Raw genomic sequence first — 22,147 nt, forward strand, 5'->3', positions numbered from 1 at the left:
GGTTAACTCAATGGAAACCTGGCTGGCATTACCGTTCCACCGGATTGGCATTACGTCCCCCTGTTCGAAAGTTTCTCCACCGTTGGGTTGTGTCACGGTGAGGTTAGCGAGGGGAGCCGGTTCAACGATCTGGAAGGTTGAGTTACTGTAATCTACTCCTGTACCAGTACCGGTCTCATAAATCTTGATACGATAAGCTCCAGTCCTGAAGTTGGAAGGAATACTCCAATTATAGGCTCCATCATTACCCGTACCGTCGACAATTACCTCTTGTACCGTAGTTGATGTACCCCTAGTCAGCTCAATGGAAACCTGGCTTGCGCTACCATTCCATCGGATCTGCATTAAATCTCCCTGTTCAAAGATCTGACCTCCATTTGGTTGGGTAACATTTAAGCCTACTAGCGATTGACTCAGGAAAATCACCAGAACTATAAAAAAATACTTTGCAGGAAAAAAGGAAAATGTTTCAGGTGTCATCTTAATGAGAGGTTTAAACTATTTGTAAACAGGGAGCTAATGCTAACAAACATAAGCTTATTTTTTTAGAAGAAGCTGTGCCTGACCTTAAGAAACTGAGTGCGGGAAGGTACTGGGCTGCTGATTTTGGAAAAAATTATATCAACGCAATTTGCTTTTATCCTTAGGTAAGTAATCGTCATTAACCCAATATTCAACCCAAGCCACAGGCCCGGTAACCTAAAATCCAACCCTGCACCTGCGTTCGCGCCAAAAAAGCATCAAAAGAGATATTTCGTCAAGTTGCTGTAAATCAGTTAGTTAAGGGTTTGTTACCCGTAATTAAACGTTTATAAACGCATATAAACGTAAGTATGCGCATAAATAACGACTAGCGTTTGGCGGTGCCCCCACCTTTGCATCGTCACCGAAAGCAAGGGCTGTCTTATCCGACGTGTTCTGCTGAAGTGGCGTATTACTCATCCGGTCGGCGCAATCCAACCTTCCCGCGCCGACCGCTAAAATGCTTAGTTATGAACGTACGTAACCACATCCACCTCACCGGTAACCTCGGCGCTGACCCTAAAACCGTTACCCTCAGCAGCGGTACGACCGCCACCGAATTTTCCCTGGCCACCAATGAGTACTATCGGGACCGGGATGGCAACCGCCAGACCAAAACCGAATGGCACCGCTTAAAGGCCTACGGTAAACTAGCCGAACTGTTCGATCAGTACCTGCAGCGTGGCAGCCAGATTTCGATTGTTGGCTCCATGAAGTACCGCAAGTGGACCGACAAGTTCGAGCAAAGCCGCACCGCTGCCGAAGTGATTGTCGAAGAGTTCACCTTCCTCGGCGGTGGCAAGCGCAGTGAAGAGGCAGCCATGGCTCCCGCCATGGTGGCCGAGCCCGAGCCTTCCCGCTCCGCAAAGAAAACGACCAGTCGGCGCACCAAAAAAGCCACGGCCCAAACCATCGACGCTTAACCGACACCTGATTACCAACACCTGCTGCTCCGGAGTTTAGCCGGAGCAGCTCATTTTCTTCCATAATGAATACCAGCAATTTCATCAACCTCATCGGCCGGCTTGGCGACGACCCCAAAACAGCCACCCTGGCAAGTGGCACTACCGCAACAGAGTTTTCCCTGGCTACCAACGAGTATTACCGGGACCGGGACGGTAACCGACAGACCAAAACCGAATGGCACCGTGTGAAAGCCTACGGAAAACTCGCCGAGATATTTGATCAGTACCTCGAACGGGGTAAAGAAGTGAGCATTGTGGGTTCTATGCGCTACCGTAAATGGATCGATAAGCATGACCAGACCCGAACGGCTGCGGAAGTAGTCGCAGACTCTTTTTCCTTCATCGGCTCCCAGAACCGAAACGCGGAGGCTGATCGTGGAAATTCAGCGAGCCTGGTTGCCGAACCGCTCCCCGATGCCGCAGTAGCCATTGAGGCTAAATCCCGAAATCGTCGGGCGATGACGGCCGCTGCAGAAGAGCCTATTCTCGAAAGCGCCGACCAGGACCTACCGTTCTAAACGATTATTTCTAATCCTCAATCACTTAACAAGGTGTTGATGGAGGCGAATGTTTTTTGCACCCCATGAGGATTTTTCCACCGATGCACTCATCGTGAATCCGTAGCACGCCTTTCGAAAAAGCGGGGAAAATTCAAGCCGGCCTTTTACCCGTTGGGAGAAGGGCCGGTTGTTTGGTTGGGAAGCGAGAATGGATACTGCGAGGTACTATGGACTATGTCCTACCGGGTATAAACTACTTAACTACCTTAAGACTAAGGTCAAGGCTGGTAGCAGAGTGAGTAAGTGCACCGACGGAAATAAAGTCTACTCCGGTTTTCGCAATTTCCCGAATCGTTTCTAGGTTGATGCCACCACTTGCTTCTACTTCAAACCGACCATTGATGTGGGCTACGGCCTCCGTCAGAATCGGTACTTCGAAATTGTCAAGCATAATCCGGTCTACCTTACCTACCTTGAGTACCTCCATCAGTTCAACGAGATTACGGACTTCCACGGTAATGGGAAGCTCCATATTGTTCTCCTTGAAAAAGGTCTGTACACCCTCGATCGCAGCGGTAATTGTTCCGGCGGCATCAATGTGATTATCCTTGATCATGATGCGATCGTAAAGACCGTCGCGGTAATTGTCGCAACCACCCAAGCGGACGGCCCACTTCTCCAGAAAGCGAAGGTTTGGCGTGGTCTTACGGGTATCCAGTACGGTAACCGGAAGGTCTTCGACTTCAAAAGCGTAGCGGTTAGACAGCGTGGCAATGCCACTCATCCGCTGCATAGTATTCAGGACAAGGCGCTCGGCCTGGAGTAAGGCACGGGAGTTGCAGGTAACGAAAAAGGCTTCGTCTCCTACGTGCATCAAATCTCCATCGTTCATGCGTTGATCGAATTCGGCGGTAGGGTCAACGGCGAGGAAGATCATCTTAGCCACGGCTACCCCAGCTAGTACACCGACGTCTTTTACCAACAGGCGCGCCGTATCCCGGTTGCTGGCAGGTATTGTCGCTTCGCTTGTGTAATCGCCGGGCCCAACGTCTTCCGCCAACGCCTCGTTGATAAACTGCAGAATGCGCTGACGTAGCGTTTCGGTTATTGGTGTATCTGGCATAATCGCTGATTTTGGCCGCAAAGTTAGTCCTTTTAATGGCACGAAACCATAGGTTGTCTTTGATAGCTTTATTCTTATTACATTCACACTTATTTGTTTGAAAACTGTTTCTTCTGCAATTATGTCTTCCCCTGACCGAAATAAGGTGGATATTCTCGACCGCTCCGTAGCTTACCTAAAGGGTATCGGACCGGCAAAAGCGAACCTGCTGGCAGAGGAATTGAATATTCATTCCTTAGGTGACCTATTACATGCCTACCCATTTAGGTACGTTGACCGGACTAAGTTCCACCGCATCATTGACATTATTCCCAACGAAGGCGCTGTACAGATAAAAGGTAAACTTAAAGCACTCAACGTGAAGGGAGCTGGTCGGGCGATGCGGCTGGTGGGTAGGATACGGGACGACAGCGGCGCCAGCCTGGAATTGGTCTGGTTTCGGGGAATTAACGTATTGCAGAACATGTTCGTCGTTGGTGAGGAATACATTGTATACGGCCCGGTGCAGGAATTTAATAGCCGGCTTAGCATTACGCACCCGGAAATGGAATTGGCAAGACAAGCCCCGACGGAAGTCGCCACCTTTGAACCGGTGTATTCCAGTACTGAAAAATTGAACCGCCGTGGCCTTGATCCGCGGGGACGGCGAAAACTGATCCGGGCACTCTTTCTGGAACTTAAGCAGGCGGATTTGCCAGAGATCATTCCTGCTTATCTGATGCAGGAACTTAGATTGATGGCCCGTGGACCAGCACTGCGCGCTATTCACCTACCCGGGAATCAGGCGGAGCTTGACGGCGCCCGGCGCCGTCTTAAATTCGAAGAACTCTTCCTGCTGCAAATGCGACTGCTTCAGCTGAAGGTCGTGCGGGAGGAACAAGTGGCCGGTTACAGCTTCGGGAGCATTGGTAGTATTTTCAATGAATTCTTTCAGACCAAACTCCCCTTCGAATTAACCGGTGCTCAAAAGCGGGTATTGAAAGAAATTCGTGCGGACCTCGGCCGCGGTATTCAGATGAACCGGCTGCTTCAGGGCGATGTAGGCTCTGGTAAAACGATGGTCGGGCTGATGTCCATGTTGATGGCGCTTGACAACGGTTTCCAGGCCTGCATGATGGCGCCAACTGAAATTCTGGCCTACCAGCATTATGAATCCATCACCGAATATGTGGAGGGTATGGATATTACTGTAGCCTTCCTCTCCGGAAGTATCAAAGGAAAAGCCCGGAAGGCCATTCTAGAAAGGCTGCTGGCTGGAGAAATTGATATTTTGCTTGGCACCCACGCTTTGATCGAACCATGGGTGGAATTTAAAAATCTTGGGCTGGCCATCATTGATGAGCAACACCGCTTCGGAGTAAAGCAACGGGCGAAACTTTGGGTAAAAAACAAACCATACCCTCCCCACGTCTTGCTAATGACGGCCACCCCTATTCCGCGTACGCTGGCAATGACGGCTTATGGTGACCTTGACGTTAGTGTGATCGATGAGCTACCACCCGGGCGGACTCCGATACAAACCGTTCACTTTACGGAGCATCGGCGCCAGCGGGTTTTTGGCCGCATCCGTGAAGAAATAGCCAAGGGACGACAGGCTTATATCGTTTACCCCCTGATTGAGGAAAACGAAAAACTGGACTTACTGGCGCTGGAAGAAGCTTATGACGAGATGCGGGATAAGTTTCCACCACCAGAATACCAGATCAGCATCGTTCATGGCAAAATGAAACCTTCCGTCAAAGATGCGGAAATGCAGCGGTTCAAAAACAAAGAAACGCACATCATGATGGCCACCACGGTGATTGAAGTCGGGGTGAATGTTCCGAATGCCACGATCATGGTTATTGTCCATACCGAACGTTTCGGGCTTAGCCAGCTGCACCAGCTTCGTGGCCGGGTTGGCCGGGGAGCGGAAGAGTCTTATTGTATTTTATTGTCAAGTGTGAAGCTGAGCAAAGAAAGCAAGGAGCGGATCAAAACCATGGTGGATACGACCGACGGATTTAAGATCGCCGAGGCAGACCTTCGCCTGCGCGGACCTGGGATGATCGATGGGACCCAACAGTCCGGGCTTTTACAAATGAGGATTGCCGATCTGGCAAATGACGGCAGGATACTTTCCGTCGCCCGAGACCGGGCCAAAGATATTCTGGAAACTGACCCCCGTCTGGAAAAGCCGGAACATCAGACGCTGAAAATACATCTCGATCGGTATATGAAGGGGATAACTGGTTGGGGGAGGATTAGCTAATAGTCTGCTTGATAACGAATGGTTAGTTAGCCCAGCCTTGCATTGTACTCCGAATTTCTCCTTTCCGCGCGAGTACTCGTACCATTCTCAAGCGGAGAAAAGGAGTGGAGTAGTTGCGCGGAGAAAAAAGAAACGTAGTAGGAAAGCCTCGTAGATGATATGGCAAATTACCTCGAGAGACGACTAGCGATACCCGGACGTTCGTCGAAAACAAGTAGGTACCCGATCCTGAAAGACAACCAAATTAAGGCTTCACCCCTTTAATAGGTACCTTACGAATTCATAAATACCAAAATAATGAACCAGAAGAAATTCATGACCTTAGGCATCGTCGGCTTTTTCCTGCTGATCGTGCTCATCATGTTCAGCAACGCGACTTTTCTGACCATCGACTCCGGCGAACGCGGCGTGCTGTTCCGGACGTTTGGCTCAGGCCTCGATAAAGAAAATATATATCAACCCGGGTTCCATATGGTGGCACCCTGGAATACTATGTTTGTCTACGAAGTCCGGGAGCAACAGCTCGAGGAAGAAATGGAGGTGCTCTCCAGCAACGGTCTGAACATCAAAGTGGACGTTACTGCCCGTATCCGACCCAACTACGATCAGATCGGAAACATCCACGAAACTTTTGGCAGAGAATATATGCAACGGCTCGTTCGCCCGGAAGTACGTTCCGCCGTCCGCCAGGTCATCGGTAAGTTTACCCCCGAAGAGCTATACTCCACCAAACGGGACGAAGTACAGACCCTGATCACCGAAGAACTTACCAACGTGCTGGCCAAAAACTACATCGACCTGCGGGCCATCCTGATCCGGGACATCGAACTCCCTGAAAAAGTAAGGACCGCCATTGAGGAAAAGCTAGAGGCTGAGCAGGGATCACTTAAATACGAGTACATCCTGACCCGCGAAAAGCAGGAAGCGGAACGGCGCCTCATTGAAGCGCAGGCCAAGGCCGATGCCAACCGTATTCTTTCCGCGAGCCTTTCCGAAAAGATTCTACAGGATAAGGGCATCGAGGCAACCCTTGAATTGGCCAAATCACCCAACAGTAAAGTGATTGTTGTTGGTGGTAGTGATAACGGCGGATTGCCATTGATTCTTGGTGGAGGGAATTAGTAGACTAGTTCAGTAGTCCGAACAATTTAGACTATGAACTACGGACTTCTAAACTATGAACCAAAAAAATGCTCCAGGCAGGGAGGGTGGCTTTAAGCTTCCTTCTACGCCTGGAGCATTTTCTGTTTAGGGCAAACTAATTTGCGACAAACATCGTTTGTAAAGTACTTTGAAAATAAAAGTATTTAGACAAATGAAGAGACGCACCTTCCTCAAACGTGCCCGGCAACTTACCGGACTCGGCTTACTGGCCGGCGTATACACCTGGCAGGTGGAGCCTTTCTGGCTGGAATTCGTGAAGCGCAAACTTCCGATTCAGCATTTACCAGACCAATTGGTGGGCAAAACCCTCATGCAAATCAGTGATATCCACATCGGGAACCGATTTGATCATCAGTTCATCATTGATTCATTTCAGGAAGCCGCTGCTTATGATCCGGATATTGTTGTTTATACCGGTGATTACGTGAGCTACGAAACCGAAGAACAGATTGACCAGCTGCGGAAGGTGATGAAATATGCAGTTAAGGGAAAGCTTGGTACGGTCGGTATTCTGGGGAATCACGATTACGGAAAAGGCTGGCAGGAAAAGGGTGTGGACAGTGCGATCTGTAGCGTGCTTGCCGGCGCCGGTGTTCAGGTCTTACGTAATGAAAAAAAGCTCATTGGCGGTTTAAATCTAATCGGTCTGGACGATCTGTGGGGAACTAATTTCGACCCCGCTGCAGTATTAGCTACACATGATGCAGATCAGGCTAATCTGTTGCTTTGCCATAATCCCGACGTTTGTGATATGGATGTCTGGCATGGCTACCAGGGATGGATACTGGCCGGCCACACCCACGGCGGGCAGTGCAAACCGCCCTTTCTGAAGCCACTCTTACTTCCAGTAAAAAACCGAAGCTACACCGCTGGAGCCTTCGACTTGGGCGATGGCCGGCAACTGTACATAAACCGGGCTTTGGGGCACAGTTTCCAGGTCCGGTTTAATGTTCGGCCGGAGGTGACGGTGTTTGAGTTGATGCGGGCTATTTAATGACAAGCACCTGGATTAACTCTCAGGGCCGGAGGTCCGTCTCTCGTAGCGAGGGGTGACCGCCGATCCGAAGGATCAAGAGAGCCCATCGTTTTCGTTTACCACAAACGAATGAAGTGAGTACCCCCATGCGGTAGCCTACCTTGTTGCCACTACCGAGACTGAAGGCCATCTACCAAGCAAAGGAGCACCGCGACTTTGCTTCTAATACCTGCAACTGCGGCCGCGCCCCTAAAAACGCCCCCCCATACAACCCAAGTAGTCCCCCGGTCGTTTGTGTAATTAGTCCCAACAAGCTGGGAGAGGACGTTCAAAGATCATCTTTCGGCGCGCCTCACGCAGGAACTAAAGGTATCGAAGCCGACTAACTTCACACCTTTTTGATGTCTTTGTTCCGAAGGTCAACTCTTTTCTCCAATTTTTCACCTTTAGTTCCTTCGTGCTCATCATGCTAAAGTGGCTCCTCATTCTCCCCATCCGGATTTACCAGGTGACCCTGTCGCCCTTACTCGGTCCTAACAAATGCCGGTACCAACCGACCTGCTCCTCCTACGCCATCGAAGCCATTGAGGAGTGGGGTATCCTGAAAGGGAGCTGGTTGGCCGCCAAACGCATCGGCAGTTGCCACCCCTGGGGGGGCTTCGGCCCCGATCCGGTGCCCAAAAAAACGAAACCTGATCCGGCAAAGAATTTGGAGTAACAATGATTTCCTAACAAGCGCTTACCTTAGCATTCCCAAAAAACTTCCCCATGTTGTTGCGTAAACTATCTCTCTTCGCCTTTTTCCTCACCCTGAGTCTCAGCACTTTTGCCCAGGGCATAGAATTTTTCCACGGTACCTGGGAAGAAGCCCTGGTCAAAGCCGAAACGGAAGGCAAACTAATTTTTGTTGATGCCTACACCACTTGGTGTGGTCCCTGTAAGGCGATGAGCGCCAACGTATTTCCGCAAGCTGAGGTAGGCGATGTGTTCAACGCCAATTTTATCAACGTGAAACTGGACATGGAAAAGGAAGAGTCTGTGGCCTTCCGGCAAGTCCACCGCGTTCGGGCCTACCCAACCTTATTCTGGATAAACGGCAAAAACGACGCAGTCCACATGAGTGTTGGTGGAAAACAGGTGGCTCAGCTCATCGCCGTAGCCAATGAAGCCATTGCTAAGCAAGACGATCTGCCGGCCCTGACGGCTGAATGGGAGGCGGGCGACCATAGCCCAAGCTTAGCCTTCACTTACATCCGCGCGCTCGTCCGCCGGGGAGAGAATCACCTCCGGGTAGCTAACGACTACCTCCGCGACCAGCAGGACCTGACGACGAAAGAAAACCTCAACATCATTCAGGTGGCCGCCACCGAAGCCGATAGTCGGATTTTTGACCTGCTGATGCAAAACAAGGCAGGAATCGTAGCGCTCAATGGGCAAGAAGCCTTCGATGCTTCCGTCCAACAGGCCGTAAAAGCCACCAAGAAAAAGGCCATGGAGTTCAAAGACGCTTCTTTGCTCGAAACCGCCGTTAAGAAACTCTCTGCCGTAGACCCCGCCGCCGGTAAATTGCTGGCTCTGGAAGGCGGCTACGAAATGGCCGCCATTGGTACTGACCTGAAAGCCTTCACCAAGGCCATGAAAAACTACCTCAAAAAAGGGGTGGATGGAGATATGGTCCGGATGCAATCAGTCTATACGGTCGCCGCAGCATCCAAATTTATCGAAGATCCAAAGGTCCTGGAGATGGCCATTGATGCCGGAGCAACGGCAGCTGCTGCCGATGAAGCCACCGGCTACCAGCAGTATTATCGCATTGCCGATTTCTTACTAAAGCAGCGTAAAGCCGATATGGCCCTTACCTACGCCAATCGTGCGTTGGAGACCCTGCCCGCCAACAAGGCCAACTACGAACGGGCGATTCAGGGCTTGATCAAACGCATCGAAGAAGCGAGATAGTTAGTTCATAGTCTGCAGTTCAATAGTGCGTAGTCTAGTTACGTGTGTAGGGACTATGAACTTCAGGCTACTTCACTATAGACTATTGAACTACCTACTAGAAACTACTTCACTACCCCACTATTTACGACTAACTACCTGATATACCTTGTACCCAGACCTCTCCTACCTCTTCCACGACCTGCTCGGCACCGAGCAGGACAACTGGCTCAGCATTTTTAAAACCTTTGGTTTTTTTCTGTTGTTGGCCTTCCTTGTAGCCGCTCAGTTGCTAAAACTGGAGCTGAAAAGGCGGGAAGCCATCGGCCAGCTGGAGGCGACTACAGTAATGGTCATGCCCGGTAGCGGCATTACCATCTGGGACTACCTCTTCAACGGGGTGTTCGGGTTTATTCTGGGCTATAAAATTCCCTACGCTATTGCCCATTTTTCTGAATGGCAGCAAGACGCGGCTGGCGTACTGCTTTCTACCGAAGGTTGGTGGTGGAGCGGCCTGCTCGGGGCGGCGGCTTTCGTAGGTTACTACTACGCGCAGGATAAAAAGCCTTTGGCCCAAACCGAGGCTTACGAAGCAGACGTTTTTCCCAGTAGTAGGATCGGCCCAATCACAATGATGGCTGCCCTTGGCGGAATTCTGGGTGCGAAAGCCTTTGCCATTCTTGAGTACATGGACCGGTTTTTGGCTGATCCCTTAGGCGTATTGCTGAGTGGTGATGGGCTGGCGATCTACGGTGGGCTAATTGGCGGAGCAATTGCTGTTTACCTGTATCTGCGTAAGTACAAGATTAAGCCGATCCCCGTGCTCGATGCCGTGGCTCCTGCCCTCATTGTGGCCTACGGTGTTGGCCGTATTGGCTGTCAGCTTAGTGGCGACGGGGATTGGGGAAAGGCCGCAGGTGCTCAACCCGATTGGTGGTTCTTACCCGACTGGGTGTGGAGTTTCCGCTTTCCGCACAATGTTCTGGGCCGCGGCGAGGTCATCCCCGGCTGTGATTTGGAGTATTGCACGCAGTTGGCCGAAGGCGTGCACCCCACCTCTGTTTACGAAACGGTGATGGCCTTCACCATCGGAGCCATTCTTTGGTCGCTGCGCAAGCGGCTGACCAGCCTACCGGGCCTTTTGTTTTCGATCTACCTTTTCCTCAATGGTGTTGAGCGCTTCTTTATTGAGTTCGCACGTATCAACGACCGGTACGATGTGCTGGGCATTCCATTAAGTCAGGCCCAGATTATCGCCATCTGCTTCATGCTGGCGGGCTTGGTTTCCGGGTGGTGGTTCATCAGAAGGGCGCGGACGCAGGATGCAGGGTAAGGGTGTAAAGAAGCAAAGGGAGGCGCTGTTGTTCCCCGGTACTTGTGCCGGTTGATTAAAATAAGGCACAAGCACCAGGGAATAAACTTCTATCTTACTAAACCTACTATGAAATACTGGATCAACAGGACTCCCAAAGAGCATACCTTCATTGTCCACGCTGATAAGAAGATTTATCGCCTTCGGGCAAAGCCCGAGGAAATAATCGATATCCGCCAACAATTGGACAAAGGTCGTGTCAACGATAAATTTATGGGCGTGCCGGAAAGCTACCTGCGCTACGTCGAATTCCAGGAGACGGAACCGGTCCTAAGTTTACACTACGGAAAGGAGACAGAAGATAAGATCCTGGTTTCAGATCTACCACTCCGCCGGGAAATATTCGAATACTTCCGGGCACATACAGGCGAGCACACCTATGAGGCTAAAAGGAAAACCCTCTTTGCGAGAATTCGTAAACCGGGTATTGCCCTGCTGGTCCTCTTAATTTTTGGAGGGGGTGTTGCTTTTTTTATCCGGGAAGCCATGCAGGGTAATTACTACACCGTTGAAGGTAGTAACCCTGGGATAATGGGCCTGTTTATCGGTCTGGCGGAATTAGGCGTAGTGTTCAATGCGCTTATCTTTTTGCCACTTACCGGACTTTGCCTTTACCTGATGATGCGGGCATCGGAGAAGAATGGGGTGGTGGAGCGAATTTTGTATAAGAGATATTGAAGTGCTTTCTCATTACACCCCAGTGTAAACTATCTTTGCCGCTTACAAACTCCCCCCAACGATGAAATTTGGCGTAATCCTCTTTCCCGGCAGTAACTGCGACGACGACATGGTACACGTACTCGGTACCGTTATGGGCCGCGAAACAGTTAAACTGTGGCACAAAGACAAGCACGCCCTGGATGACTTTACGACCGACGACTGCGTCATCGTTCCTGGTGGGTTCAGCTACGGCGACTACGTCCGTGCCGGAGCCGTAGCCCGCTTCAGCCCCATCATGGAATCGGTCATTGATTTCGCTAACCGGGGAGGTTACGTCTTTGGCATCTGCAACGGTTTCCAGATCCTCTGCGAAGCTCACCTGCTACCTGGCGCGTTGCTACGTAACCGCGACCAGAAATTCATCGCCAAAAACTGCTACCTCCGCACTGAGACAAGCAACAGTGCCGTTACTTCTGCTTTGGAAGTTGGTGACGTGATCAACATCCCCATCGCCCACGCCGAAGGTCGTTACTACGCTGATGAAGAAACCATCGCTGGCCTAATCGCCAACGACCAGATTCTCTTCCGTTACACCGACGCCACCGGAGAAGCGACGCCGGAGGCCAACATCAACGGCAGTATCCAAAACATCGCGGGTATCTGTAATGCCGGCCGTAATGTATTCGGTATGATGCCTCATCCGGAGCGCGCCAGCGAAGCACTTGTGGGTAATACCGACGGCCGGGCCATCTTTGCCGGGATGATTGAGGTAATTGAGGGGGCTACAGTTTAAGCCGGTTCTCAAAAAAACGAGTGCGATGTCGAACTGCTTTAAAGGAGACGTCGAAGGTTTTACCTCACTAACGCCTTACCTGTACAGGACAGCCCTTATGATAGAATGATATAACTTACCCTTCATGAGTTATAAAGATCAAAACACCTACGACGCCATCGTCATTGGTACCGGAATATCCGGCGGAATGGCGGCCATGGAACTCTGTCGAAAGGGCCTGAAAACCCTGGTGCTGGAGCGCGGCCGGGACATCAAGCACGGCGATTACCCTACGGCAAATCTGGATAAATGGGAATTGCCCCACCAAGGGCGAATTCCTGAAGAGGAGCAAGCCCGCGACTATAAATACCTCAGCCGGAAGAGCTACATCATGGAGCAGGGAGGCATCAATCACTTTGTCAAAGACAGCGAGCATCCTTACACCGAGAAGAAGCGTTTTGACTGGATCCGGGCGTACCAGACCGGGGGACGTAGCCTGGTGTGGGGCCGGCAGTGTTACCAGCTGAGTGACCTGGATTTTACCGCCAACGCCCGGGAGGGTGTCGGCGTCGACTGGCCCATCCGATACAAAGACCTGAAACCCTGGTACGACTACGCGACCAGATTCGTCGGCGTGTCTGGCCGGGCCGAAGGCCTGGCGCACTTACCCGACGGCCCCTTCCAACCGCCGATGGAGCTTAATTGTGTCGAGGCCCACCTACGTGACCGCGTCAAAGCGACTTTGGGTGGTCGGGTGGTGACCGAAGGGCGGGTCGCTCACCTGACGGCCTACGACCCCGACGTCAACCTCGGTACCCGCGGCAACTGCCAGTACCGTAATCTTTGCCGCCGCGGCTGTCCCTATGGCGGCTATTACAGCAGTAACTCCGGCCCGATCCCGGTGGCTGAGGCTACTGGTAACATGACCCTGGTCAATGGCGCTGCCGTACGGGAAATTATCTACGATGCGGATAAAAAGCGGGCCACCGGTGTCCGGGTAAAACTGACGGAGACGGGGACTGAAACGGAATACTTCACTAAGGGCGTGATTTTCCTCTGCGCCTCTGCGCTCAACTCCGCCGCCATCCTGTTGGCCAGCAAGTCGGACACCCAGCCCAACGGGCTGGGAAACGACAATGACCAGGTGGGGCGCAACGTTATGGACCATCACCACAGCGTTGGTGCCAACGGACAGTTGGAGGGTTTTGAAGACAAATACTATAAAGGTAAGAAGCCCAACGGCTTCTACATTCCTCGTTTTGTTAACCTTGGTGACCGAGATAGCAAGCGGGATTACCTTCGGGGCTTCGGCTACCAGGGCGGCGGTAGCCGCCGCAATTGGCAACGGCTGGTCCGGGAACTCTCCGTTGCTCCAGGACCAGCACTAAAAGAAGCCCTCGCCGAACCCGGCGGTTGGAGCATTGGCATGTCCGGTTTCGGAGAATCCCTGCCTAATCCCAATAACCGCGTCACCCTCAACTACGACAAACTCGACGCCGACGGACTACCCACCCTGATCATGGACGTCGCCTTCGGCGAAAACGAGACTGCGATGCGTAAGGACATGAAAACCTACGCCATGGAAATGCTGGAAGCCGCCGGGGCTAAAAACATTAGTCCCTTCGAGCAGGAAGTCTATCCCGGCTATTCCATCCATGAAATGGGGTCAGCGCGCATGGGCCGTGACCCCAAGACCAGCGTACTCAATGCCCACAACCAGGTATGGAACTGTCAAAACCTCTACGTGACCGACGGTGCGGCAATGACCAGTGCCAGTTGCGTTAATCCCAGCCTTACTTATTTGGCATTAACTGCCAGGGCGGCGGACCATGCAGTGGAGAGTTTGAATCGGCGGGATATTTAGGGCGCGCGCGGAGCGAATACTCAATTGTTACCTTGGACGAAGTCCTGGGTAACGAACAACCGGTATCTGGATATGTCGCGTAGCGCTACGGTATACCCACAAGTTTACATTAGCGATCCAGACCGCCGTTTCACACCTCCGGGGGCTCGCGGCTGCGCCAGCTCGACACCTCGGAGGCGTAAAATCATGGACTGTGAGGGACTATTTAAAGAAGAGTATAGACCATAGCGCGCAGCGTCGTCAGAGTTTTCTGGAGTTAACTATATGTTAGAACGGCGTGTAAATATTTGTCCCAGGCAATTCCAGAAGTAATCGCTCTGCGACATAGTTTCAGGTGACAACGTGATATCCACAACCCCCCTTGCTCCTTAAACCCTTTTCCTGCACCCGCGTCCTCCGCCAAAAAAACTTACCGAATCGCGACAAAAACCCGGTGTTTTTCAACAACAAAGGCAAGTTGATTTATCTTTATAAAGTAATGCAACCTCGCCACTACTCCCAAACCTACCGCCGCCTCCGAGACCTCGATCCCGAGGATTACCAGCGCATCATCCGAATGTACGAGGAACGGGAGGACGAGATCGGACGGCTCGACGTACTGGAAAATTTCGAACTCACCGTCTACTACGTCAATGCACTTTTTGCCACCGGTGCTTACCGCCAGCACCTGATGATGGTGGACCTGGTGATTGAAGGAAGCATACGCCACAGCATCCAGGAGGTGGACGACATTGAAGGCGACGTTTTCGAATACCTTCTTTTCCAAAAAGGGGCCAGTGCCTACCGCCTGCGGGATTTTGCGTTAACCACCCACATTGCCAGAGAGCTTATTCGGATAAACCCTAAAAGGGATCACTACGCTCGTTTTCTCCGGATTGCGTTGTTCAAAAGCCGGCCACGCCTGCTCCAGTTTGGCCGCGCCAGTTTCATCCTGTGCATTTTGTTGGCTGCATTTATGATCACCGTCAACCTGATCGTTATTGCCAATTTTCAACCGATATATGAGCAGCCGGTACGTATGGCTACCCTTGCCGTTTTTGGGGGTGGTTGCATTGCGCTTATGGCGACTTACGGCTTCGCGTATTGGCGTGCGCATTGGGAAGCTTTCGGTTTTCAACGGCAACAACCGAACAAATAGCTTAAATTGACGCTAGAATTAATATAGAGCACACAGGAATACGCTAACTTGTGGTCTGAACTTACCTTGTAAATTAAACTTAGCAAAAAATGAGCAAACCCACCTTAGTAATCCTTGCCGCAGGTATGGGCAGCCGGTACGGCGGCCTCAAGCAAATTGACGGTGTTGGCCCCAGCGAAGAAGGCATCATCGAATACTCCATTTACGACGCTATTCGCGCCGGCTTCGGAAAAGTAGTTTTTGTCATTCGTAAAGATATTGAAGCCCCATTCCGGGAAAAATTCGACGGTAAGTTTGGCGATCAGATCGAAGTGGCCTACGCCTTTCAGGGTATGGACAGCTTTGTTCCGTCTGACGTAGACTATACCAAACGCGAAAAGCCATGGGGTACTACCCATGCGATGCTCGTAGCCAAAGACGTTTGTAACGAACCTTTTGCCGTCATCAACGCGGACGACTACTACGGCGTCAAGGGCTTTCAGAAAATGGCCTCTTTTCTGGTGGCTGAAGCCAGCCCGGAACTGTTCAGCATGTGCGGCTACGTCCTACACCGTACGCTTTCCGATCACGGTACAGTCAACCGGGGTGTTGCCGTAGTTGCCGAAGATTACCTCCTTAAAGACGTGAACGAACGGTTGAAAATTCAGCGGGGTGAAGACAAAAAAGTATCCTACCTTGGTGAGGATGGACACCGGTATGAATTGAGCGATAACGACGTCGTTTCCATGAATTTCTGGGGCTTCCATCCCTCGATTTTCGAGACCATTGAAAAAGGATTTGCCGAATTTGCGCGGGCCAACAAAGACAATCCACGTGCGGAATACCTCATTCCAGAACTCGTTGATGGAATGATTAAAGACGGTTCCGCTAAAGTGAAAGTTTTGGTAACTGACGACAAATGGTACGGGGTAACTTACCAGGAAGATAAGCCGAAGGTGCAGGAAGCTTTTGCGTTTTTGGTTGCGGAGAATACTTACCCCAGTCCGCTATTTTAGTCTAATAACGCGAATCAAGAGCTAAAATAAGTACTTAACTGTTGAAACAGTCGCGTCAGCAATCAAATGACGAATAATTGAAGGAGAAAATAATTGAACGGTACTTGCGGTAGCGTATTTTTTCCTTCAATTATTCTCTCACTCAATTATTAGCTGAATCCCAAGCTAGTTGTAAAGTAAAAAGACTCACTTTAGCTCTTGACTCGCGTTTAATAGTTGAAAGTCAAATAGTCGCTACCGCAAAAGGAGTTCGCTATCGCTCGTAAGAGAGGTAGTAGCCTCACAAGCGGAAAGCGGGCATCTTACACGGGGCTACAAGACTATGCTTCCGGCCTAAGGCTGGTAAGCCATTCACTCCAACTCCCCGGGTAAAGCCCCGGCATTTCGCCAAAAGCGTAGGTATAGGCGAGAATATTGTGGCAGGCGGTAACGCCCGAACCGCAGTAGAAAACATTCTGATCCGCTTCGTCGACAAGTTCGGCGAAGCGGATTTTTAGTTTTTCCCGGGACTTGAACTTGCCGTCGTGGAGATTCTCGGGCCAGGGTAGGTTGATGGCACCGGAAATATGGCCGGCAACGGGGTCAATGGGTTCCTCTTCGCCGCGGTAGCGGGGAGCTGTACGGGAGTCGATCAGGCGTTGGGCCGGGTTTTTCCGCATATTGTCGACTTGGGCGCGGTCGCAGGTGCGAAATATAGGCTTAGAAGCAAGGTGTGATGCGGCGGATACTTCCGGAAAAGCCGGTGCGCGCTCTCCCGTTTCAAGTGGTTTTCCGGCAGCTTCCCAGGCCTGGAACCCGCCGTCGAGTACGGCAACGGCTTCGTGATCGAGGGCGCGCAGCATCCACCAGAGGCGGGCGGCGATGCCGCCACCCTTATCGTCATAGCAGATCACCTGGGTGGTGGGCTTCAGGCCATAGGTGCTGATTCGTCGGGCAAAGTCCGCCATATCCGGCAATGGGTGCCGACCGGTTTTACCGGGGATGATCTCACCGGAAAGGTCCCGGTCGAGGTGCAGGTAATAGGCACCGGGAAGGTGGCCGGCCAGGTAGGCTTCAAAGCCGAATTGTGGCGCGAAGAGATCGTGGCGGCAATCGAAAATCAGTCGGTCAGCAGCGGGGAGGTTGGCCAGCTCTGCAACGGAAATAATGGTGGTGTGCATTGGTCAAAGTTAGTTACTAACTGGAGATTTGGTCCATCATATACATATAATAAAGAAGCAAGCACATTTACAAATGTGCTTGCTTCTTTGACGAGAGAGAATGTCGGAACTTATCAGCGGAAGCTTTATTCCGTGGTAGCAGCAGCTGCCAGATTACTCAAAGCACCGGTGATGGTCGTTAATTGCTCCAGGTTCGTGTCCAGGCCATGACGGCGCGCCAAATAAGCTGGATCATTATAGATTAATTTGGTGGTACCGTCGGCTGCTTCATAGATCAGCATCTTTTGCGGGAGGTCTATGCCTACGCTGCGCTGATTTTGCATCAGAGGAGTACCGAGGTTAGGGTTGCCGAATACGACTAGTTTGGTTGGGCGCAGTTCCATCCCAACTGATGCGGCATTAGCCTGGTGGTCCAGTTCGGCAACGACAATTAGGTTAGGGTTGGCGTTGAGGGCGGCTAACAACTGGTTATATACGGTATCAACCGGTCGATTGCTGGTCACTTCGATGATCCCTTCATCCAACACCACGTTATTGTCGTCGGCCGTCTTAATGGTTTCTCCGCTGGCATTCTCCGCGAAATTTTTCAGTGCACCGGCGATCATGGGGAGGGTGCTAACGCTTTCTACACCGTGCCGTTTACCGAGGTAGTCGGTATTGTTATAGGCAACGATAATGTCGTCATCGCTTGCCTGGTATACCAGCATTTTCTGAGGAAGGTCAAGACCAGCACGCTGGTTCGCTTGCATCAGCGGAGTCCCGAGATTCGGGTTGCCGAAGAGTACCACACGGGTGGGGTCCAGGCTCAGCCCTGCGGTGGAGGCGTTGTTAGAATGATTGACTTCAGCTACGATGCCAATGGCAGGGACACCATTCAGCGCGGTAATAATGTTTTGATAGGTCGTGGCAAATTCAGCATTATCGGCTTCTGTGTAATTCAGGCCTACGACGTCGTCGGGTTCTTCGTTGTCAAACAGGTTTCCGTCATCATCATCCTGGCAGGCAGCAAAGGAAAAAACAAGCACGAATAAGAGAAGGAATTTAAAGCTTTTCATTTGGTAAAATTTACGGGGTTCAGGTTTATAACCCGAACCCCGCAAGTCTTTGTTCGCTATCGGGTATTTGCAAATAGCCCGTTCTACTTGAACAATCGGTTAGAAACTACTTCCCGGATTCTCCTTCTCACTAAGAAACTGCTCCGTCTTGGCCCGTTCTACTTTATTGTAGAGGCGTTCAGATTCGTGACGGTCCCTGGTCACCTTGGCCAGCGTGAAACAAGCGCTGACGGTAAAGACGAAGCCCATGGCGAGGAAGCCCTTTGTAGCCAGTGTGCTTTCTAGGAGGACGATGCCGGCGAGGGTACCGCAGGTAGCGAGGACAAAAGCGATCCAAGCCATGTTAAAGAAAGACTTACTGTTGGAATGGTCGATGATGGTGTGACTCATTATTCAGTGTTTTGCGTGGTTTAGCACAACGGCCGCTCCACTGGTTCGGGGCAAAACTCCGACCGAATTCTGTTAAGAGTGGGAGGCGATAGATAAATAGGGGTGAGCTTTCGACGAATGTTAGCGAAAATTCGCTAGAGGAGTAAATAAAGACTTCCTTTGCTCATCGAAAACGGTTATTGCATCCTGCGCCCGCGCCACGATTGGACGTTCGCTTCGCGAACTCGGTAGTAGGTAAGCTACCGCGTGAGGTAGCACACTGCCTTCGAGGGCAATCCATTCGAACGAAGCTAGCACAAACGTGTCGGAGGAGGCGCTGAATCGCCAGTTGGAACTGGCGCGTGGGTCCGCGCTTGAGCGGCGGGTGGACCGGCTGAAGGAGAAGTTGATTGCTGGGGGGCTGATTGGTATGCTTATTGAGGGGGGGGCAAGGCATTTATGTCCCATGCGTAGCGGCCGAGACAATTAACCTTAATTACTCCTTTTTACTCTATTATCATTGACCATACTTTAAACGCTGGTCTTACTTAATGAGTAATTTACGATAAATCTGTTTTATTCCGTTGTCCACTCTAGCGATTAAAACCCCTTCATTTGATGTTAAAAAATTCAAACTAAGAATGTTTCTTCCAGTGGAAACCGAATAGTTCTGACTTAGAATTATTCTCCCCGTTAGATCAAAAATTGTGATATTAATATCTTCTATACTTGTAGAAGTGTAGTTTAAGTTGAATTCACCAGATTCACTCGGGTTAGGGTAGAAGTTACCAACTTGTTCGTTTTCTCCTTCTAAGATTAAGCTTACCACTTTGCTGTACTCAAATTCACCGTCGAAGTCTAATTGTTTTAAGCGATAATAGGTTAATCCAACCTGAGGGTATTGAATTTTGTAGGTGTAGTTTTTTAGCGTAAGGGTTGTTTCACTTCCCTTTACCTCTCCAATTTTTTGGAACTCACTCCCGTCTCTACTCTCTTCAACTTCAAATTTATCATTGTTTAATTCAGAAGCTGTTTGCCAATTTAGGGAAACAGTTTTTTCTGTGACATCTATCTCGAAAGAATACAAATCAACGGGTAAAGTATTCGAACAAGAGCCTGATATGAAATTTGATGTCGATCCATTTAGATTAAAATTAATCAGCGTTCCATCCTTATTTGGTTGGGCAAGATTATTCAGGTTAGTTATGCCGGAATTGTTGGCACCTGCAAGACCTTGGTTGAAGTTGAAATAAGTAACTAGGTTAGCTTCATTTCCATTAAGTTCGACGTCCTTTGAAGATTCAATCTCACTTTGCGATTTTACAACTTCCCAGATTCTGAAATCGTCTAATTTTCCATTGTAAAATGCAGTTGCTGAAATTGGAAATCTATCGTATTCCTGTCCCAATGAGAATAAGTCAGATGTTTGAGTTTCAAAAATGTAATTTCCTGAACCATCTAGCTGACCATCAACGTAAAGTAAACATACTCCATTGTCGTAGGTAAAGGCAATGTGATGGCATTTGTTATCACCAATAGGAGTGGTTCCAACTATGTACTGATTCGATCCATCATTTATGTATACAACGGCTGCATCAGCTACACCGTCAATAGGTCCTGCGCATCGAATTAAAAACCTATTTCGATAATCACTGGAATTTACAGAGTAGAAGACATTATAATCGATATTTTGTTGAGCATCAAACTGGACCCAAAACTCAATCGTAAATTCATTTAGACCATTTATATCTTGAGCAATTAAACTTAAATCAACATAGTCGTCAGACTCAAAATGTAAAGAATTGTTAATGTCTTGAGCAATTATACCATGACTGATACAAGCTAGCATGAAAATGTGCAGAAGGAAGGATTTCATTGTAAAATAGGGTTGTTGTATGGTAACAATCGTGATCAAATTTGTTATGTGATCTTATGGCCACAATAAAGAAGGTGAATAGCAGTCAACCGACATACGCTGCCACACACTCAAAATTACCAAAAAAACACAACACTCCAGCCCCAAAAAAAATAGAATAAATAATAAAGTTAGATAGTTGCAGGAAATATCCAGCAACCACACAACCTCTATAGTCTTATTGTACAGTGTCGCTCTAATCCACAATCATCCCCTCTCCCACAAGTTCCTGCTGCACCATATGCTCCGGCAACTCCCGGTATTCATACTGCTGCGTCCGCAATTGAGGCCGGAAACCAGCTTCCTGGATCGCTTCCTGAATACCGTCGGCCGTAAAGCGCCAACGCGCACCAGCGGCAGAAACAACATTTTCTTCGATCATAATGGAGCCGAAGTCGTTGGCACCGGAGTGGAGGCAGAGTTGGGCAACTTCTTTACCAACCGTGAGCCAGCTCGCCTGGATGTTGGTCACGTTCGGCAGCATGATGCGGCTGAGGGCGATCATGCGGATGTACTCGTCACCGGTAACGGTGTTACGGGCGCGTTTTATCTTTTTGAGAATGGTGTCTTCGTCCATGAACGGCCAGGGGATGAAGGCCAGGAAGCCCTTGGCGTGGGCGGGTTTTTCGCTCTGCACCTGGCGCATGCGCACCAGATGGTCCATCCGTTCCCAGTTGGTTTCGATGTGGCCGAACATCATGGTCGCGCTGGTGGTGATGTCCAACTGATGCGCTGCGCGCATCACGTCCAGCCATTCTTCGCCACCACATTTTCCTTTGGAAATTAGGCGACGCACCCGGTCGCTCAGTATCTCCGCTCCGGCACCCGGCAAGCTGTCCAACCCGGCTTCTTTCAAGGCTTTGAGCACATCGTAATGGCTCTTATTTTCCAGCTTAGCTACGTGGGCGATCTCGGGTGGGCCGAGGGCGTGTAACTTCAGGTTGGGGTAAAGTGCCTTCAGTTCACTGAAGAGTTTGCAGTAGTACTCCAGGCCCAGGTCGGGGTGGTGCCCACCCTGCAGCAGCAGCTGTTCACCGCCAAAAGCGAAGGTTTCTTCAATCTTCTGCTTGTATTCTTCGATGGTGGTGATGTAGGCCTCGTCATGGCCCGGCCGACGGTAAAAATTGCAGAACTTACAGTTGGCAATACAGACGTTGGTCGTATTCGAATTTCGGTCAATAATCCAGGTAACATCCTTTTTCGGAACAGACTGAAAGCGCAGCTGATTGGCTACGTACATCAGGTCGGCCGTGTCGGCGTTCTCAAGCAGAAAAACGCCTTCTTCAGCGGTGAGCCATTCTTTATTGAGGGCGCGTTCTAGCAGATCAGGAGCAGTCATGGACATCGATTTAGGCTATTGAAACAACAAGGGGAGGTACTGGTTGTGTGAACTTTCATTTTTCACTGAAAG

20 protein-coding genes are annotated in these 22,147 nt (G+C 50.4%); 13 read left to right on the top strand and 7 right to left on the bottom strand.

Annotated elements, in window-relative coordinates:
* Positions 1 to 480: Ser-Thr-rich GPI-anchored membrane family protein (locus B036_RS28665; protein WP_044102246.1), on the bottom strand; the 480-nt coding region annotated here is incomplete at its 3' end.
* Positions 481 to 992: 512 nt separating this feature from the next.
* On the opposite strand from B036_RS28665, the gene B036_RS28670 reads away from it, so the two are divergent.
* On the top strand, positions 993 to 1,445 hold the full coding sequence (locus tag B036_RS28670; protein WP_020568383.1) for a single-stranded DNA-binding protein: 453 nt from the start codon (positions 993 to 995) through the stop codon (positions 1,443 to 1,445).
* Positions 1,446 to 1,510: 65 nt separating this feature from the next.
* Positions 1,511 to 2,005 carry a single-stranded DNA-binding protein gene (locus B036_RS31830; RefSeq protein WP_020568384.1) on the top strand — a complete coding sequence of 165 codons (495 nt, stop codon included), beginning with the start codon at positions 1,511 to 1,513 and terminating at the stop codon, positions 2,003 to 2,005.
* 235 nt (positions 2,006 to 2,240) lie between these two features.
* On the opposite strand, the gene nadC is transcribed toward B036_RS31830, so the two are convergent.
* Complete coding sequence (gene nadC / locus B036_RS0109045) at positions 2,241 to 3,110, bottom strand: carboxylating nicotinate-nucleotide diphosphorylase (RefSeq protein ID WP_020568385.1); 870 nt, start codon at positions 3,108 to 3,110, stop codon at positions 2,241 to 2,243.
* Positions 3,111 to 3,231: 121 nt separating this feature from the next.
* Here nadC and recG point away from each other — a divergent pair, with 121 nt between their 5' ends.
* The 11 genes from recG (at position 3,232) to B036_RS0109100 (ending at position 16,237) form a co-directional block, all read left to right on the top strand.
* Entirely contained in the window at positions 3,232 to 5,361 is a 2,130-nt protein-coding gene (recG, locus tag B036_RS0109050; RefSeq protein WP_020568386.1) for an ATP-dependent DNA helicase RecG, read from the top strand.
* 297 nt (positions 5,362 to 5,658) lie between these two features.
* Positions 5,659 to 6,483 carry a prohibitin family protein gene (locus tag B036_RS0109055; RefSeq protein ID WP_020568387.1) on the top strand — a complete coding sequence of 275 codons (825 nt, stop codon included), beginning with the start codon at positions 5,659 to 5,661 and terminating at the stop codon, positions 6,481 to 6,483.
* A 193-nt stretch (positions 6,484 to 6,676) separates the two neighbouring features.
* Entirely contained in the window at positions 6,677 to 7,519 is an 843-nt protein-coding gene (locus tag B036_RS0109060) for a metallophosphoesterase (protein WP_020568388.1), read from the top strand.
* 448 nt (positions 7,520 to 7,967) lie between these two features.
* Entirely contained in the window at positions 7,968 to 8,219 is a 252-nt protein-coding gene (yidD, locus tag B036_RS28680) for a membrane protein insertion efficiency factor YidD (RefSeq protein ID WP_020568389.1), read from the top strand.
* Positions 8,220 to 8,275: 56 nt separating this feature from the next.
* Complete coding sequence (locus B036_RS28685) at positions 8,276 to 9,457, top strand: thioredoxin family protein (RefSeq protein ID WP_211217384.1); 1,182 nt, start codon at positions 8,276 to 8,278, stop codon at positions 9,455 to 9,457.
* A 148-nt stretch (positions 9,458 to 9,605) separates the two neighbouring features.
* On the top strand, positions 9,606 to 10,769 hold the full coding sequence (locus B036_RS0109075; RefSeq protein WP_020568391.1) for a prolipoprotein diacylglyceryl transferase: 1,164 nt from the start codon (positions 9,606 to 9,608) through the stop codon (positions 10,767 to 10,769).
* A 108-nt stretch (positions 10,770 to 10,877) separates the two neighbouring features.
* Entirely contained in the window at positions 10,878 to 11,486 is a 609-nt protein-coding gene (locus B036_RS0109080) for a hypothetical protein (RefSeq protein WP_020568392.1), read from the top strand.
* A gap of 61 nt (positions 11,487 to 11,547) precedes the next feature.
* Positions 11,548 to 12,261 (top strand): phosphoribosylformylglycinamidine synthase subunit PurQ, encoded by a 714-nt coding sequence (gene purQ, locus B036_RS0109085; protein ID WP_020568393.1) that lies wholly within the window; start codon positions 11,548 to 11,550, stop codon positions 12,259 to 12,261.
* Between the two features lie 124 nt (positions 12,262 to 12,385).
* Positions 12,386 to 14,104: a GMC oxidoreductase gene (locus tag B036_RS0109090; protein ID WP_020568394.1), complete on the top strand. Its 1,719-nt coding sequence runs from the start codon at positions 12,386 to 12,388 to the stop codon at positions 14,102 to 14,104.
* Between the two features lie 478 nt (positions 14,105 to 14,582).
* The gene (locus tag B036_RS0109095) at positions 14,583 to 15,242 is read left to right on the top strand and encodes a hypothetical protein (RefSeq protein ID WP_157472094.1); all 660 of its coding nucleotides are present in this window, start codon (positions 14,583 to 14,585) and stop codon (positions 15,240 to 15,242) included.
* 89 nt (positions 15,243 to 15,331) lie between these two features.
* Entirely contained in the window at positions 15,332 to 16,237 is a 906-nt protein-coding gene (locus tag B036_RS0109100; protein ID WP_020568396.1) for a nucleotidyltransferase family protein, read from the top strand.
* 320 nt (positions 16,238 to 16,557) lie between these two features.
* On the opposite strand, the gene B036_RS0109105 is transcribed toward B036_RS0109100, so the two are convergent.
* The 5 genes from B036_RS0109105 to mqnC all read right to left on the bottom strand — a co-directional run bounded on the left by B036_RS0109105 (position 16,558) and on the right by mqnC (position 22,075).
* A complete protein-coding gene (locus B036_RS0109105; protein WP_020568397.1) occupies positions 16,558 to 17,397 on the bottom strand; it encodes a sulfurtransferase in 840 nt (279 codons plus the stop codon).
* 125 nt (positions 17,398 to 17,522) lie between these two features.
* Positions 17,523 to 18,452 (bottom strand): DUF302 domain-containing protein, encoded by a 930-nt coding sequence (locus B036_RS31835; RefSeq protein ID WP_020568398.1) that lies wholly within the window; start codon positions 18,450 to 18,452, stop codon positions 17,523 to 17,525.
* A 99-nt stretch (positions 18,453 to 18,551) separates the two neighbouring features.
* Entirely contained in the window at positions 18,552 to 18,842 is a 291-nt protein-coding gene (locus B036_RS0109115) for a YiaA/YiaB family inner membrane protein (RefSeq protein ID WP_020568399.1), read from the bottom strand.
* Positions 18,843 to 19,365: 523 nt separating this feature from the next.
* Entirely contained in the window at positions 19,366 to 20,697 is a 1,332-nt protein-coding gene (locus B036_RS31840; RefSeq protein ID WP_020568400.1) for a LamG-like jellyroll fold domain-containing protein, read from the bottom strand.
* Between the two features lie 235 nt (positions 20,698 to 20,932).
* Complete coding sequence (gene mqnC, locus B036_RS0109125) at positions 20,933 to 22,075, bottom strand: cyclic dehypoxanthinyl futalosine synthase (protein ID WP_020568401.1); 1,143 nt, start codon at positions 22,073 to 22,075, stop codon at positions 20,933 to 20,935.
* Positions 22,076 to 22,147 lie beyond the last annotated feature (72 nt).

This window comes from Neolewinella persica DSM 23188 (assembly GCF_000373105.1).
GTDB lineage: Bacteria > Bacteroidota > Bacteroidia > Chitinophagales > Saprospiraceae > Neolewinella > Neolewinella persica.